This window comes from Streptomyces sp. HB132 (assembly GCF_016909575.1).
Classification (GTDB): Bacteria; Actinomycetota; Actinomycetes; order Streptomycetales; family Streptomycetaceae; genus Streptomyces.
Genome location: NZ_JAFBGA010000006.1, coordinates 200822 through 216606, shown reverse-complemented (window position 1 = coordinate 216606; position 15785 = coordinate 200822). Strand labels below are relative to the sequence as shown.

General features: G+C 69.0%; 12 protein-coding genes. 1 reads left to right on the top strand and 11 read right to left on the bottom strand.

The window, feature by feature from the left end:
• Positions 1 to 27: 27 nt before the first annotated feature.
• Complete coding sequence (locus tag JOC24_RS16340; RefSeq protein WP_205021026.1) at positions 28 to 1386, top strand: glycoside hydrolase family 5 protein; 1359 nt, start codon at positions 28 to 30, stop codon at positions 1384 to 1386.
• A 107-nt stretch (positions 1387 to 1493) separates the two neighbouring features.
• On the opposite strand, the gene JOC24_RS16335 is transcribed toward JOC24_RS16340, so the two are convergent.
• The 11 genes from JOC24_RS16335 to JOC24_RS16285 all read right to left on the bottom strand — a co-directional run bounded on the left by JOC24_RS16335 (position 1494) and on the right by JOC24_RS16285 (position 15425).
• Positions 1494 to 3629, bottom strand: a complete 2136-nt coding sequence (locus JOC24_RS16335) for a SpoIIE family protein phosphatase (RefSeq protein ID WP_205021025.1) — start codon at positions 3627 to 3629, stop codon at positions 1494 to 1496.
• Between the two features lie 146 nt (positions 3630 to 3775).
• Entirely contained in the window at positions 3776 to 4627 is an 852-nt protein-coding gene (gene pssA / locus JOC24_RS16330) for a CDP-diacylglycerol--serine O-phosphatidyltransferase (RefSeq protein WP_205021024.1), read from the bottom strand.
• Positions 4614 to 5261 (bottom strand): phosphatidylserine decarboxylase, encoded by a 648-nt coding sequence (locus tag JOC24_RS16325; RefSeq protein WP_205021023.1) that lies wholly within the window; start codon positions 5259 to 5261, stop codon positions 4614 to 4616. Before JOC24_RS16325 ends, pssA begins: the two co-directional genes overlap by 14 nt.
• 183 nt (positions 5262 to 5444) lie before the next feature.
• Positions 5445 to 6650: an acyl-CoA dehydrogenase family protein gene (locus JOC24_RS16320; RefSeq protein WP_205021022.1), complete on the bottom strand. Its 1206-nt coding sequence runs from the start codon at positions 6648 to 6650 to the stop codon at positions 5445 to 5447.
• A gap of 2 nt (positions 6651 to 6652) precedes the next feature.
• Positions 6653 to 7180 (bottom strand): MaoC family dehydratase, encoded by a 528-nt coding sequence (locus JOC24_RS16315; RefSeq protein ID WP_205021021.1) that lies wholly within the window; start codon positions 7178 to 7180, stop codon positions 6653 to 6655.
• A 1-nt stretch (position 7181) separates the two neighbouring features.
• Positions 7182 to 8156: an HpcH/HpaI aldolase/citrate lyase family protein gene (locus JOC24_RS16310; protein ID WP_205021020.1), complete on the bottom strand. Its 975-nt coding sequence runs from the start codon at positions 8154 to 8156 to the stop codon at positions 7182 to 7184.
• Positions 8153 to 10165, bottom strand: a complete 2013-nt coding sequence (locus JOC24_RS16305) for a protein meaA (protein ID WP_205021019.1) — start codon at positions 10163 to 10165, stop codon at positions 8153 to 8155. The genes JOC24_RS16310 and JOC24_RS16305 overlap by 4 nt, the downstream gene beginning before the upstream one ends.
• Before the next feature lie 8 nt (positions 10166 to 10173).
• Positions 10174 to 11511, bottom strand: a complete 1338-nt coding sequence (gene ccrA, locus JOC24_RS16300) for a crotonyl-CoA carboxylase/reductase (protein ID WP_205021018.1) — start codon at positions 11509 to 11511, stop codon at positions 10174 to 10176.
• 365 nt (positions 11512 to 11876) lie between these two features.
• The gene (locus JOC24_RS16295; RefSeq protein WP_205021017.1) at positions 11877 to 12674 is read right to left on the bottom strand and encodes a GNAT family N-acetyltransferase; all 798 of its coding nucleotides are present in this window, start codon (positions 12672 to 12674) and stop codon (positions 11877 to 11879) included.
• Positions 12675 to 12736: 62 nt separating this feature from the next.
• Complete coding sequence (locus tag JOC24_RS16290) at positions 12737 to 13552, bottom strand: TetR family transcriptional regulator (protein WP_205021016.1); 816 nt, start codon at positions 13550 to 13552, stop codon at positions 12737 to 12739.
• 91 nt (positions 13553 to 13643) lie between these two features.
• Positions 13644 to 15425 carry a 3-hydroxyacyl-CoA dehydrogenase family protein gene (locus JOC24_RS16285; protein ID WP_205021192.1) on the bottom strand — a complete coding sequence of 594 codons (1782 nt, stop codon included), beginning with the start codon at positions 15423 to 15425 and terminating at the stop codon, positions 13644 to 13646.
• Positions 15426 to 15785: the final 360 nt, after the last annotated feature.

Below are 15785 nucleotides of genomic sequence, written 5' to 3'. Positions count from 1 at the left end.
CCTCACCCCCATGAAAGGCGACAACGGATGAAGTCATGGACGAGAAAGCCGCTGGGTCCGGCGCTTGCCGCCGCCGTGACCGCCACCGCTCTGTTGACGGCACTGTCCGGCCCGGTCGTCGCACAGCCTGCGGCGGCCGCTCCGGCGGCCACGCCTGCGGCCGCCGCCGGGACGGACTGGCTGCACACCGAGGGCAACCGGATCGTCGACGAGCAGGGCAACGAGGTCTGGCTCACCGGGGCGAACTGGTTCGGCTTCAACGCCACCGAGAGGGTGTTCCACGGGCTCTGGTCCGCCAATCTCGACACGATCGTCCGGCAGTCGGCTGAGCGAGGCATCAACATCCTCCGTGTCCCGATCTCCACGCAGCTCCTGCTGGAGTGGAAGAACGGCCGGGCCGCGACGTCCAGCGCGGTCAACACCTGGGCCAATCCCGAGCTCAAGGACAAGACGACCCTCGGGGTGTTCGACGCCTTCCTGGGGGTCGCCGAGAAGTACGGCGTCAAGGTGATGCTGGACGTCCACAGCGCGGAGGCCGACAACTCCGGCCATGTGTACCCCGTGTGGTGGAAGGGGGCGATCACCACCGAGCAGTTCTACTCCGCCTGGGAGTGGGTGACCGCCCGCTACAAGGACGACGACACGCTCGTGGCGATGGACGTCAAGAACGAGCCGCACGGCAAGCAGTCCGACAGCCCCCGGGCGAAGTGGGACGGCTCGACCGACCCGGACAACTTCAAGTACGCCTGCGAGACGGCCGGCAAGCGCATCCTCGCGATCAACCCCCATGTCCTCGTCATGTGCGAAGGCATCGAGGTCTACCCCGAGGACGGCGTGAGCTGGTCCTCCACCGCGGCGACCGACTACCACGGCATGTGGTGGGGCGGAAACCTGCGCGGGGCGAAGGACCACCCGGTCGACCTCGGGTCCCAGCAGGACCAGCTGGTCTACTCCCCGCACGACTACGGACCTCTCGTCTACCAGCAGCCCTGGTTCCAGGGAGAGTGGAACCGCACCACCCTGGAGCAGGACGTCTGGGACCCCAACTGGCTCTACCTGCACAAGGACGGCACCGCACCGCTGTTCATCGGTGAATGGGGCGGACACCTCGACAACGGGCCGAACCAGAAGTGGATGACGGCCCTGCGCGATCTGATCGTGGAGAACGGCATCCACCAGACCTTCTGGTGCATCAACCCCAACTCCGGGGACACGGGCGGCCTGCTGGGTTACGACTGGGCGACCTGGGACGAGGCCAAGTACGCGCTGCTCGAGCCGGCCCTGTGGCAGTCGGGCGGCAAGTTCGTCAGCCTCGACCACGAGGTCAGGCTCGGTGGCGCCTCCAGTACCACCGGCATCAGTCTCGGAGACCTCTACGGGGGCTGAGCCCGGCCCCGTGGCCGAGGGAGGCACCACCCCGCAGACCGCCCTGGGGCATCGATGAACCCCACCGCCTCGGTGCCCCAGGGCTCTCCACCTCGCGCGAAGCTCCGTCAGCCCTCCGGGCCCAGGGCGTTGAGGAGCAGCAGGGCGATGTCGTCGGTGCCCGGCGTGGCGTGCTTCGCGTACCGCACGAGTGTGTCGGCGACGGACTCCATGTCCTGGTCCAGGGCCAGGGCGAAGTGCGCCGCGAGCTCGGTCACGGCGTCGTGGAAGTCCACGCCCGGCGCCTCCACGAGGCCGTCCGTGAACAGGGCGAGCGCCGCACCCGGGAGCAGCGGGACCTCGGCCGTCGGGTAGCGGGAGGCGGGTTCGATGCCGAGGAGCAGCCCGGGCGGCAGGTCGAGGACCTCGGTCTGCCCGTCCGGCTGCCGCAGCAGCGGCGAGGGGTGGCCCGCGGTGGCCATGCGTGCCGTGTGCCCGGCCAGGTCGAGATGGACGTAGAGGCAGCTGGTGAAGAGGCCGGGATCCAGGTCGGTGAGCAGCCGGTTGGTACGGGCGAGCACCTCGTCGGGCGGTGCCCCGGCGGATGCGTGCACGGCGGTACGGACCTGTCCCATGAGCGCGGCGGCGTTCTCGTTGTGGCCCTGAACGTCGCCTATGGCTGCGGCGGCCGTGGTTTCGTCCAGCCGGATCAGGTCGTAGAAGTCGCCGCCGATGCCCATGCCCCGGGTCGACGGCAGGTAGCGTGCGGCCACGTCCAGGCCGGCTACCGCGGGCAGGGTCTGGGGCAGGAGGTGAGCTTGCAGGCTGTGCGCGAGCCGGTCCTTGACGTCGTAGAGGCGGGCGCGGTCCAGTGCCTGGGCGAGCAGCCCCGCGATCGAGGTGAGCAGGGCGCGCTCCTCGGGCTCGAAGGGGTGCGGCCGGTCGTAGGCGAGGACCAGGGAGCCGACCGCGTGCCCCGAGACGATCAGCGGGAGGAAGGCGCAGGCGGCCACGGCGTCCCGGAGGTCCGCCGCCGGGTAGGCGCGCTCCAGTTCGGTGAAGGAGGAGTAGAAGTCCGGGATACCCGTCATGAGAACGTGCGCGGCGGGCGTGACGGAGGCCAGGGAAGCGCCGTCGAAGCGGTCCATGAGAGCGGGATGGCTGCCGCGGCTCCCCTCGACACGCAGCCGGCCCTCCGACGACATCATGACGACGAGCGTCTGGATCCGGAAGGCGGGCATCAGCTGGTCGGCACCCAGCTCGATCACGTCATGGGTGCCGACCGCCTCGGTGAGCGTCGCCGCCAGATGCATCAGGTGGTAGAGAGCCGTGGCCCTGCTCGGCACGCCGGTCGTGGTGGGCAGCGCGGGTGCGACGAGGTCCTGGGGGCCTGGCCGTGTGGTCGGCACGATCCGGACGCTGATCCCGGTGGCGTTCGGGAACAGGTGGAAGGACAGCCACTGGTCCGGTGGCCGCAGCACGGTGAAGGACGCCCGCTGACGGCTGATGACGGCCGCGCGGTAGTGGTCCTCGACGGCGGGGTTGTTCAGCCAGGGGAGCGATGCCCAGGGCAGGGTGCCGAGCACGTCCTCCGCACGGACTCCCAGGAGGGCCGCGGCATCTTCGTTGAGGAACAGGACCGTCCCGTCGATCGCCAGCGAGCAGCTTCCGCCGGGCAGTCGCCGGACGAACTCCGCGACGGCCGCGGCCTCGGCCGGGTCCGGGGCGGGCGGCTCCGGCGACGGCAGGACCCTCGGCAGGGCCCCGGGCAGGACCGGGTGACCGCTGCTCTCGGCCTGCTGCAGCAGCGTGCCGATGCCGTGGCAGCTCCTGACGAACGCCTCACGCTCGGCGGGTGCCAGCACCGGTGGGTGCGATCCGGGCCACAGCAGCACGAGTCCACCCCGGTCGGTGGCGCCGGTACGGACGGGGGCGGCACCCAGGGCGAACTGGTAAGGCAGGACGAGCGCCGGGCGTGGATAGCGGCGGGCCAGCTCCTCCTGGCTGCCGAGCCATATCAGGCACCGCAGACGGACGGAGTCGGCCACCGGGATCGGAGCCGACAGCGGCACCCGGGTCCACGGGGCGGACAGCTGACCCGGTACCCCTGCGAGCACGGCCAGATGCAGCGTGGTGCCGTCCGGCGAGAGCAGGTACAACATGGCCACGGACGCGCCTGTGTCTCGCACCACGGCCGCGACGGCGCTGTCGAGCAGCTCCGTGCCCGACCCCGTGGCGGCGACAGAGGAGGCATGGTCCTGCACGCCTTCCAGGGTCCCCCGTGACGAGCGGCCGCGCACCCCGGACGGATGCGCGGGGCAGAAGAGCCGCAGCCGCCCCCGCCCACGCCACGCACGAGGGCCCGGATGCTGGGGAGCATCCGGGCCCTCGTCACTGCGTTGCGCCTGGTCTACGGCTGTGTCGCCCGCGCCTCGCGCCGGTTGTCACGGAAGGTGTTCACCCGCCGCGCCGTGGCGAAGAGCGGGATCACCGCCCCCAGGACGACCTGGAGGGCGCAGCCGGTCTGCAGGAGCAGCTGACCGCCTGGGGCGTCGAACGCCCAGGCGGCGAGGAGCCCCATCGCGGCCACGATCCAGCTGAGCATCGCCACCGCGAGGACGCCTCGCGGCTTCGGGTACTCGACCCGGCTGACCATGAGCCACGCCACACCGATGATGGCGAGCAGCGTCGGCACGAAGGGCAGCTCCAGCAGCACGATCGAGACGACCGTGAGCGCTCCGAAGGGGCTGGGCATGCCCTGGAACATGCCGTCCTTCAAGGTGACGCACGAGAACCGCGCAAGCCGGAGCACCACCGCCAGCAGCACCACGATCGCCGCGAGCGCCGACACCCGCTGGTGTGCGTCGTCCGCGACCATGCCGTACACCAGGACGAAGTACGCCGGTGCCAGGCCGAAGCTGATCAGGTCGGAGAGGTTGTCCAGCTCCGCACCCATCGGGGAGGAACGCAGCTTGCGCGCCACCAGCCCGTCGAAGAGGTCGAACACCGCAGCCATCAGCATCAGGATCACCGCGGTGGCGGCGGAGTGCCGGGCCATGCCCGACTCGTCACTGCCGGTGAGGTGCGGGATGAGGATCCCCGTGGTGGTGAAGTACACCGCCATGAAGCCACACGTGGCGTTACCGAGAGTCAGGGTGTCCGCTATCGACAGCCGCATCGAGAGCGGCATGTCCTCGGCGTCGTCCTGCTCGTCGGCCTCCGGAACCCAGTTCGCCTGGGTGTCGGGATCAATCACGGTCAATTCGAGTCACCCCCGCGGTCGTGGCCTGGCCGACCTCGACCGCGACATCGACACCTTCCGGAAGGTAGATGTCCACGCGCGAGCCGAAGCGGATCAGACCGATGCGTTCGCCCTGCTCCACCTTCGTACCCTGCGGGATGTAGGGGACGATGCGACGGGCGACCGCTCCCGCGATCTGCACCATCTCGATGTCGCCGAGCTCGGTGTCGAAGTGCCAGACAACGCGTTCGTTGTTCTCGCTCTCCTTGTTGAACGCCGGGACGAACCCGCCCGGGATGTGCTCGACCGAGGTCACGGTGCCGGCCAGTGGAGCCCGGTTGACGTGAACGTTCAGCGGGCTCATGAAGATCGCGACGCGGGTGCGCCCGTCCTTCCACGGCATGATGCTCTGCACCACGCCGTCGGCCGGCGAGATGACGCGGCCCTGGGTGATCTCGCGCTCGGGATCGCGGAAGAACCACAGCATGCCCGCCGCGAGCGCGGTGGTGGGCACGGCCACGGCGGCCCAGCGTCCGGACTTACGAGCCCGGACGAGGCTGAGTGCCGCGGTGGCGACGGTCGGGAGGAGCCACGGCGATGCTCCGCGTGCAAGGCGGACCCCGCCGCGAGGTGCAGGGATTTGGCTGTCGGGCATGGATGACCTTCGTAGCGGATGAGGCCGCGCTGGCAAGCGGGGGGACGGCGGCTTTCCCGCGATGCTATCGGGTGCGAGCGGCAACTGGGCAAGCCAGCAGCCGAGTCGGACAGCTGAAAGGCTCCGGAAGGGGGTGACTCGATGTGATGTTCTTCGCCACCAAATCACCCCGAAAGAGACATTTCAGCCCTGGAACCGGTACTCCTCGAGCAGCCGGCGACCGATGATCATTTTCTGGATCTCGGCGGTACCTTCACCGATCAGCAGCATCGGGGCCTCGCGGTAGAGGCGCTCGATCTCGTACTCCTTGGAGAAGCCGTAACCGCCGTGGATCCGGAAGGCGTCCTCGACGACTTCCTTGCAGTACTCGGAGGCGAGGTACTTCGCCATCCCTGCCTCCAGGTCGTTCCGCTCCCCGGAGTCCTTTTTGCGTGCTGCATTGACCATCATCGCATGGGCGGCTTCGACCTTGGTGGCCATTTCAGCCAGTTTGAACTGGATCGCCTGGTGCTGGGCGATCGGCTTTCCGAAGGTCTGACGCTGCTGGGCGTACGACACGCCCAATTCGAACGCACGTTGCGCGACGCCACAGCCACGCGCGGCGACATTCACCCGCCCGACCTCGACGCCATCCATCATTTGGTAAAAACCTCGGCCGGTGGTGCCACCCAGTACGCGATTGGCCGGAATGCGCAGTCCGTCCATGATGAGCTCGGTCGTGTCGACACCCTTGTAGCCCATCTTGTCGATCTTCCCCGGGATCGTGAGACCGGGGCGGACCTCCCCGAAGCCCGCCTCCTTCTCCACCAGGAAAGTCGTCATCGACTTGTGCGGAGCCGTTCCCTCGGGGTGTCCTTCGTCACTCCGGCACAGGACGGCGACCAGGGTGGACGAGCCACCGTTCGTCAGCCACATCTTCTGACCGTTGAGGACGTACTCGTCGCCCTCCTTGACGCCCTTGGACGAGATCGCGGAGACGTCCGAGCCGAGCGCCGGCTCGGACATCGAGAACGCGCCCCGCACCTCGCCCAGTGCCATGCGCGGCAGGAACGTGTCCTTCTGCTCCTGCGTGCCGTGCTGCTTGAGCATGTACGCCACGATGAAGTGCGTGTTGATGATGCCCGAGACGCTCATCCAGCCGCGGGCGATCTCCTCGACGCACAGGGCGTACGTCAGGAGCGACTCGCCCAGACCGCCGTACTCCTCCGGGATCATCAGCCCGAACAGGCCGAGTTCCTTGAGCCCTTCGACGATGTCCGTCGGATATTCGTCACGGTGCTCCAACTGCGTCGCGACAGGGATGATCTCCTTGTCGACGAAATCGCGGACCGTGGAGAGAATTTCCTGCTGGATATCCGTCAGACCGGCTGTCTGCGCGAGTCGGCTCATCGCTACTTCTCCACGTTCTTGCTCGACGGCTGATCGATCTCGGGGCGGCCGGGCTGCTCTCCGCCGCGCTCCTTGATGTACGTCTCGGTCGGGACCATCACCTTGCGGCGGAACACGCAGACCACTGTGCCGTCCTGCTTGTAGCCCCTTGTCTCGACATGGACGATGCCGCGGTCGCTCTTGGACCTCGACGGCGTCTTGTCCAGCACGGTCGTCTCGCCGTAGATCGTGTCGCCGTGGAAGGTCGGCGCGACGTGCTTCAGCGACTCGACCTCCAGATTGGCGATCGCCTTGCCGGAGACGTCCGGTACGGACATGCCGAGCAGCAGCGAGTAGATGTAGTTGCCGACGACGACGTTCTTTCCGAAATCGGTCGTGCTCTCGGCGTAGTTGCTGTCCATGTGCAGCGGGTGGTGATTCATGGTCAGCAGGCAGAACAGGTGGTCGTCGTATTCGGTGACGGTTTTCCCGGGCCAGTGCTTGTAAACAGCACCGACCTCGAACTCCTCATAGGTGCGTCCGAACTGCATGTCAGGCCTCCGGAGCTTCGAACTTGGACGTGCGCTGCATGCCGGCCGCGCGGCCCTTACCCGAGATGACCAGGGCCATCTTGCGACTGGCCTCGTCGATCATCTCGTCGCCGAGCATCGCCGAGCCCTTCTTGCCACCCTCTTCCGAGGTGCACCAGTCGTACGCGTCGAGGATGAGTTCGGCGTGGTCGTAGTCCTCCTGGGAGGGCGAGAACACCTCGTTCGCCGCGTCGACCTGACCGGGGTGCAGCACCCACTTGCCGTCGAAGCCCAGGGCGGCAGCGCGGCCCGCGACCTCGCGGTACGCGTCCACATCGCGGATCTGGAGGAACGGACCGTCGATGGCCTGCAGGTCGTGCGTGCGGGCCGCCATCAGGATGCGCATCAGGATGTAGTGGTACGCGTCCGCCGGGTAGCCGGGCGGCTGCTGGCCGACGACCAGGGTCTTCATGTTGATCGAGGCCATGAAGTCGGCCGGGCCGAAGATCAGGGTCTCCACACGCGGCGAGGCGGCGGCGATGTCGTCGATGTTCACCAGGCCCTTGGCGTTCTCGATCTGCGCCTCGATGCCGATCCGGCCGACCTCGAAGCCCATGGTCTTCTCGATCTGGGTGAGCAGCAGGTCCAGCGCGACGATCTGCTGCGCGTCCTGCACCTTCGGCAGCATGATGCAGTCGAGATTGGGCCCCGCGCCCTCGACGACCGTGATGACGTCGCGGTACGTCCAGTGCGTCGTCCAGTCGTTCACCCGCACGACCCGGGTCTTGCCCGTCCAGTCGCCGTTGTTGAGCGCGTCGACGATGTGGTGCCGGGCGCCCTCCTTGGCGAGCGGCGCGCACGCGTCCTCCAGGTCCAGGAACACCTGGTCGGCCGGAAGGCCCTGGGCCTTCTCCAGGAAGCGCGGGTTCGAGCCCGGCACCGCCAGACAGGAGCGGCGCGGACGAAGACGGTTCACCTGGGCGGTGGGCGTGGTCATGCGGGGACCTCCAGAGGGTCGAGCTTGTTCGCTTTCCGGATCTCGTCGACGATACGGCCGATGATCTCGGTGATGCCGAAGTCCTTCGGGGTGAAGACGGCGGCGACGCCGGCGGTGATGAGGGCGTGCGCGTCGGCCGGGGGGATGATGCCGCCGGCGATCACCGGAATGTCCGACGCACCGGCCTCACGCAGCCGGTTGAGTACGTCCGGCACCAGCTCGGCGTGCGAGCCGGACAGGATGGACAGGCCGACACAGTGCACGTCCTCGGCCAGAGCGGCATCGGTGATCTGCTCGGGCGTGAGCCTGATGCCCTGGTAGACCACCTCGAAGCCGGCGTCCCTGGCGCGCACGGCGATCTGCTCGGCGCCGTTCGAGTGACCGTCGAGACCGGGCTTGCCGACCAGCAGGCGCAGTCGCCCCACGCCCAGGTCGTCGGCGGTACGGGTGACCTTCTCCCGGACCAGCGCGAGCGGCGTCCCCGCCTCCGCGGCGACGGCCACCGGTGCGGAGGAGACTCCGGTCGGCGCCCGGAACTCACCGAAGACATCGCGCAGGGCCCACGCCCACTCACCCGTGGTGACGCCCGCCCGCGCGCACTCGACGGTCGCCTCCATCATGTTCTCGGTGCCGGCCGCGGCCTTCTTCAGGGCCGACAGCGCCTCGGTCGCGCGGGCCTCGTCACGGTTGTCGCGCCACTCGTGCAGAGCGGCGACGACGCGGGCCTCGTTCTCCGGGTCCACCGTCATGATCGCGGCGTCCAGGTCCGCCGTCAGCGGGTTGGGTTCGGTCGTCTCGTAGATGTTTACGCCGACGATCTTCTCCTCGCCGCCCTCGATCCGCGCCCGTCGCGTCGCGTGTGACGAGACCAGCTCCGACTTGAGGTAGCCGGACTCCACGGCGGCCATCGCGCCGCCCATCTGCTGGATCCGGTCGATCTCGGCCAGGGAGTCGGTGACCAGCTCTTCGACCTTGGCCTCGATGACGTGCGAACCGGCGAAGATGTCCTCGTACTCCAGCAGGTCACTCTCGTGCGCCAGGACCTGCTGGATCCGGAGCGACCACTGCTGGTCCCAGGGGCGCGGCAGACCGAGGGCCTCGTTCCACGCCGGCAGCTGCACGGCGCGGGCGCGTGCGTCCTTGGAGAGGGTGACGGCCAGCATCTCCAGCACGATGCGCTGGACGTTGTTCTCCGGCTGCGCTTCGGTGAGCCCCAGGGAGTTGACCTGCACGCCGTAGCGGAAGCGGCGCTGCTTGGGGTTCTCGATGCCGTACCGCTCGCGCGTGATCCGGTCCCAGATGCGGCCGAAGGCGCGCATCTTGCACATCTCCTCGATGAAGCGGACGCCCGCGTTCACGAAGAACGAGATGCGCGCGACGACGTCCCCGAACCGTTCCTCGGGCACCTGGCCGGATTCGCGCACAGCGTCGAGGACCGCGATGGCCGTCGACATGGCGTACGCGATCTCCTGGACGGGTGTGGCCCCCGCCTCCTGCAGGTGGTAGCTGCAGATGTTGATCGGGTTCCACTTCGGGATGCGGTTGACCGTGTACGTGATCATGTCGGTCGTCAGCCGCAGCGAGGGCCCCGGCGGGAAGACGTGCGTCCCCCGCGACAGGTACTCCTTCACGATGTCGTTCTGCGTCGTGCCCTGGAGCCTGTCCGGGTCCGCCCCCTGCTCCTCCGTGACCACCTGGTAGAGCGCCAGCAGCCACATCGCGGTGGCGTTGATCGTCATCGAGGTGTTCATCTGCTCCAGGGGGATGTCCTGGAACAGCCGCCGCATGTCACCGAGGTGCGAGACGGGCACGCCGACCCTGCCCACCTCGCCGCGGGCGAGGACGTGGTCGGGGTCGTAGCCGGTCTGTGTGGGCAGATCGAAGGCGACCGAGAGACCCGTCTGGCCCTTGGCGAGGTTGCGCCGGTACAGCTCGTTGGACGCCTCGGCGGTCGAGTGACCGGCGTACGTCCGCATGAGCCACGGACGGTCCTTCTGACGTTCGGTCATCGTGGACCTCAGACGTTGCGGAAGCGGTTGATGGCGTCGATGTGCTGTTCGCGGAGCTCCGTGTCACGCACACCCAGGCCCTCCCGGGGCGCCAGCGCGAGGACGCCGACCTTGCCCTGGTGCAGGTTGCGGTGCACGTCGTACGCGGCCTGGCCGGTGTCCTCCAGGGAGTAGACCTTGGAGAGCGTCGGGTGGATCTTGCCCTTGGCGATCAGGCGGTTGGCCTCCCACGCCTCACGGTAGTTGGCGAAGTGCGATCCGATGATGCGCTTGAGCGACATCCACAGGTAGCGGTTGTCGTACTCGTGGTTGTAGCCGGAGGTCGAGGCGCAGGTGACGATCGTGCCGCCCTTGCGGGTGACGTAGACGCTCGCGCCGAAGGTCTCGCGGCCCGGGTGCTCGAAGACGATGTCCACGTCCTCGCCGCCGGTCAGCTCACGGATGCGCTTGCCGAACCGCTTCCACTCGCGCGGGTCCTGGTTGTGCTCGTCCTTCCAGAACTTGTAGCCCTCGGCGTTGCGGTCGATGATCGCGGTCGCGCCCATCTTCCGGCAGATGTCCGCCTTCTGGTCGCTGGAGACGACGCAGATCGGGTTGGCGCCGCCGGCCAGCGCGAACTGGGTGGCGTACGAGCCGAGTCCGCCGCTCGCGCCCCAGATCAGCACGTTGTCGCCCTGCTTCATGCCGGCGCCGTTGCGCGAGACGAGCTGGCGGTACGCGGTGGAGTTGACCAGGCCCGGGGAGGCGGCCTCCTCCCAGCTGAGGTGCTCCGGCTTCGGCATCAGCTGGTTCGACTTGACGAGCGCGATCTCCGCCAGGCCGCCGAAGTTGGTCTCGAAGCCCCAGATGCGCTGCTCGGGGTCGAGCATCGTGTCGTTGTGGCCGTCACTCGATTCGAGCTCGACGGACAAGCAGTGCGCGACGACCTCGTCGCCCGGGTTCCAGGCGTTGACGCCGGGCCCGGTGCGGAGCACGACGCCCGCGAGGTCGGAGCCGATGACGTGGTACGGGAGGTCGTGGCGCTTGCTGAGGTCGCTGAGCTTGCCGTACCGCTCCAGGAAGCCGAAGGTCGAGACGGGCTCGAAGATCGACGTCCACACGGAGTTGTAGTTGACCGAGCTGGCCATGACCGCCACCAGGGCCTCGCCCGGGCCGAGCTCGGGCACCGGCACGTCCTCGATGTGCAGGGACTTGCGGGGGTCCTTGTCGCGGCTGTCGACGCCGGCGAACATCTCCGCCTCGTCCTTGTGCACGGTCACCGCGCGGTAGGACTCGGGGAGGGACAGGGCGGCGAAGTCCGCCGCAGTGCTGTCCTGCGACTGGATCGCGTCCAGGATTTCCTTCACGGTGTTGCCTCCGGCAGTTCGGGTCTCCGGGCGTCGGGGGGACGTCGGAGGGCCCCTATGGACAGGGGAGCGGTGCGGTGTGGAGGTGTGCCGTCGGTTCGGCGGGGTGGTGCTTCGGCCTGCTCGGTGGAGCAGAAGGGTTGCCTGTGACGCAGGCGTCCGGGCGCGCAGACACGGTGGATTGCGGGGACAGCCGACGTACGAGAGGTCTCTGCACGCCGGCCGCCCGGACACCTTCAACGTATGGCACTGCGTGACAGGTGGCAAGGCACCCAGTGCCAACAATTTCTCTCAGTTGTCATCTCGTAGGCACGCATGAGCAACATCATGGCCGGTATGCCGGATTGATCCCGTGGGTGACGGCCCTACGGCGTGGTGCGGTACACGTACGGCGTCGTCGTGCTCAGGGCGGTGAAGCCCAGACGGCGGAGGATCGGCGCCGACAGGTCCGTGGCGTCGACCTGCAGGTGGCGGTAGCCGCGCTCGGCCGCGATGCGGGCCCTGTGGGTGATCAGCGCCCGGTAGATGCCCCTGCCCCGCCAGGGTGCCGCCGTTCCGCCGCCCCAGAGGCCGGCGAAGCCGGTGCCGGGGTGGAGCTCCATGCGGGCGGCGCTCACGGGCTCGCCGTTCGCGAGGGCCACGACCGCTACGAACGTGTCGGGGGCCTCGGCGAGCCGGGTCAGCGTCCGCCGGCGCAGCCAGGAACTGTCGGTACCGAACGCCCGCTCGTGCGCCTGGATCAGCAGCTCCACCCCCGCCGCGTCGGACACCGTGTGCAGATCGACCCCGTCCGGGAGGTCCGCTGCGGGCAGGCCGGCGATCGGAGCGACGAACAGGGTCTCCGGCGGCTCCGCCTCGAAACCGGCCCTGCGCAGCCGCTGCCCCAGATCGGCGGGCCGGTCGTGGGAGTACAGCTTCCACTCGAACTCGTCGTGCCCGAGGGCGGTGTAGTGCTCCACCTGCGCCGCGATCGCCGCGTCGGCGCGTACGTGATCGAGGTCCGGGGCCGTCCAGACGACACCGTTCCACTCGTCCGGGGTGCCGACCTGGCGAACCAGGTCGGGCGTGCGTTCGACCCTCGTGCCGGGGGCGTCGGGACGGGCGTGCCGGCGCATCTCGTTGTCGAAGAGGGCCAGCAGTGCTGCTGTCGTGTCCTGTGTCATCGGCACACCCGAGCACGGGGATCCGGCCCCGGCAACCGGGTTTCGGCTGCCGCGGCGGACGCTCAGTGCGCCTTCAGCGCCTGCTGGATCGTGCGCATCACCTCGTCCAGGGGCGCGTCCGTGCGGGCCACCGCGACCAGCACCTCGCCGTCCCTGGACACCGACGCCGCAGGGGTCTTCGCAGGCTCGCCCCCCACGGTCCGTCCCGCCCCGATCCCGGTGCCGAAGGTCTCCCGCACGATCGCGAACGCGTGGTCGAGCTGCGACTCCACGTCACCCTGGCCGTCCGCGCGCAGCCAGCGCCGCAGCACGTGGTTGTGCGCGGTCACCACTGCGGACGCTGCGACCTCGGCCAGCAGCGGGTCGTCATTGCCCACGTGGTGGTCGCGCTCGTCGAAGTGGCCCAGCAGATAGCGCGTGAACAGTCGCTCGTAGCGGGCCACCGAGGCGATCTCGGCTTCCCGGAGCGTGGGCACCTCGCGGGTCAGCTTGTAGCGCGCGACGGAGACCGCCGGCTTCGCCGCGTACATCTTCATGACCTCTTTGATGCCGCGGCACACGGTGTCGAGCGGGTGCTCGTGCGCGGGAGCGGCGTTGAGGACGGCCTCGGCCCTGACGAGGGTGTCGTCGTGGTCCGGGAAGATGGCCTCTTCCTTGGAGCGGAAGTGACGGAAGAACGTGCGCCGGGCGACTCCGGCCGCCCCCGCGATCTCGTCGACCGTCGTCGCCTCGTACCCCTTGGTGGAGAAGAGCTCCATCGCCGCCGCCGCCAGTTCGCGGCGCATCTTGAGCCGTTGGGCGGCGGCCCGGGTGCCGGCGGCACTCTCCGGGGCGTCCGTCGCGGCGGAGGAACGAGGTGACCTGGCGGGTTGGGACATGAGGTGAACGTAACCCATCGGTGCGGGGGAGTGCGCCTGTGGGGGCGGGTCGCCCGAGGGGCCCAGCAACCCGCCCCACCCGGCCCCGGGGTCAGCGGCGGGCATATTCGCGGAAGCCGCGCCCCGTCTTACGGCCGAGGCAGCCCGCGGCCACCAGGTGCTCGAGCAGCGGCGCCGGGGCGAGACCCGGGTCGCGGAACTCGCTGTGCAGAACCTTCTCGATCGCGAGGGAGACGTCCAGGCCGACGACGTCCAGGAGTTCGAACGGCCCCATGGGGTAGCCGCCGCCCAGCTTCATCGCCGCGTCGATGTCGTCGAGCGTCGCGTAGTGCTCCTCGACCATCTTGATCGCGTTGTTGAGGTAGGGGAAGAGCAGCGCGTTCACGATGAAACCGGCCCGGTCCCCGCAGTCCACCGGGTGCTTGCGCACCTTCACGCACACCTCGCGGACCGTGGCGTGCACGTCGTCGGCGGTCAGCACCGTACGGACCACCTCGACGAGCTTCATGGCGGGTGCCGGGTTGAAGAAGTGCATCCCGACGACGTCCTCGGGGCGCGAGGTCACCCGGGCGATCGCCACGACCGGCAGCGACGACGTGGTGGTCGCGAGCACCGCGCCCGGCTTGCAGACCTTGTCCAGGGTGGTGAAGAGCTCCCGCTTGATGTCCAGGTCCTCGGCGACCGCCTCGACCGCGAGGTCGACGTCGGCGAAGGAGTCCAGGGACCCCGCCGGGGTGATCCGGGCGAGGGTCTCGTCCCGCGCCTCCTCGGTCAGCCGTCCCTTGGAGACCGAACGCCCCAGGGACTTCGCGATCCGCGCCTTGGCCGTGTCCGCCTTGTCCTGGCTGCGCGCGGCGAGGACGACGGCGTACCCGGCCTTCGCGAACACCTCCGCGATGCCCGAGGCCATCGTCCCCGATCCGGCCACGCCGACCGACGACACCTCGCGCCCGCTGACGGCGCCCGCGCCCGCCGCCGGAGTCAGGGCGTCCGGCACCACGTCCTGGCCGCCAGGGGCGTCGTACGTGTAGAAACCCCGGCCCGCCTTACGGCCGGTCAGGCCGGCCTCGCTCAACTGCCCGAGGACCGGGGCCGGGGCGTGCAGCCGGTCGTGGGACGCGGAGTACATGGCCTCCAGGACCGTGCGGGCCGTGTCGATGCCGATCAGGTCGAGCAGCGCCAGGGGACCCATCGGCAGCCCGCAGCCCAGCTTCATGGCGGCGTCGATGTCCTCACGGGAGGCGTAGTTCGCCTCGTACATGGCCGCGGCCTGGTTGAGGTAGCCGAACAGCAGGCCGTCCGCGACGAAGCCCGGTCGGTCACCGACGGCGACCGGCTCCTTGCCCAGTTCGCGGGCGAGCCGGGTGACGCTCTCCACGGCCGGCGGTGCGGTCAGCACGGAGGAGACCACCTCGACGAGCTTCATGGCGGGAGCCGGATTGAAGAAGTGCAGGCCGAGGACTCGCTCGGGGTGCTGCGACTCGGCGGCAAGCCTGGTCACGGAGAGGGCGTTCGTGCCCGTCGCCAGAATCGTGGTGGGGGAGACCACCGCGTCGAGCTCCCGGAAGACCTGCTGCTTGATCTCGTACGTCTCGGGCACGACCTCGATGACCAGCTCCGCGTCCGCGGCGGCCTGCAGATCGGAGAACGTACGGAACCGGGCGAGGATGTCGCGCCGCTCCTGCTCGGTGATCCGCTCACGGCGCACGGCACGCGCCGTGGAGGATTCGAGGGAGGCGACGGCCTGCCGGGCGGCGGTCTCGCTGATGTCGATTCCGATGACCTCGCGGCCCGCGCGGGCCAGGACCTCGGCGATGCCGGTGCCCATGGTGCCGAGGCCGACGACGGCAATGGTGGAGAGAGGGGTGTCCATCACGGGACTCCAGGGTGAGTGACGACTGTGAGGAGCACGGCGGAGGGCGCGGTCGGAACAACCGGCGCTCGGGGTGCGGGAATTGGTGTCGTGGTGCACGGTCCCGGGTGCACACGGCACACGGGGATGAGGTGACGGGCTCTGTCCCGAGCCGCGTCTCACGAACTGCCGAACCGACAAGCACTCCGGATGGCTGCGTCACCAGGCCATCGGAGCCAGCGGGTGTGTATCCCGCTCACCTGAGCTTAACCGGCGAGTAACGAGCGCGCCAGCCCTGGCTGCCTGTGCACTGGCACACAGTTCTCCGACCCGCTCGGACGGGGGCACCCCGAGCCGAACACCCTGCGTATGCGTCGCTAA

Excerpts from the sequence above, each read along its gene's own strand:
- JOC24_RS16340 (WP_205021026.1), top strand. The coding sequence starts at position 28 with ATGAAGTCATGGACGAGAAAGCCGCTGGGTCCGGCGCTTGCCGCCGCC.
- JOC24_RS16325 (WP_205021023.1), bottom strand. The coding sequence starts at position 5,261 with ATGCCCGACAGCCAAATCCCTGCACCTCGCGGCGGGGTCCGCCTTGCA.
- JOC24_RS16320 (WP_205021022.1), bottom strand. The coding sequence starts at position 6,650 with ATGAGCCGACTCGCGCAGACAGCCGGTCTGACGGATATCCAGCAGGAA.
- JOC24_RS16315 (WP_205021021.1), bottom strand. The coding sequence starts at position 7,180 with ATGCAGTTCGGACGCACCTATGAGGAGTTCGAGGTCGGTGCTGTTTAC.
- JOC24_RS16310 (WP_205021020.1), bottom strand. The coding sequence starts at position 8,156 with ATGACCACGCCCACCGCCCAGGTGAACCGTCTTCGTCCGCGCCGCTCC.
- JOC24_RS16305 (WP_205021019.1), bottom strand. The coding sequence starts at position 10,165 with ATGACCGAACGTCAGAAGGACCGTCCGTGGCTCATGCGGACGTACGCC.
- JOC24_RS16295 (WP_205021017.1), bottom strand. The coding sequence starts at position 12,674 with ATGACACAGGACACGACAGCAGCACTGCTGGCCCTCTTCGACAACGAG.
- JOC24_RS16290 (WP_205021016.1), bottom strand. The coding sequence starts at position 13,552 with ATGTCCCAACCCGCCAGGTCACCTCGTTCCTCCGCCGCGACGGACGCC.
- JOC24_RS16285 (WP_205021192.1), bottom strand. The coding sequence starts at position 15,425 with ATGGACACCCCTCTCTCCACCATTGCCGTCGTCGGCCTCGGCACCATG.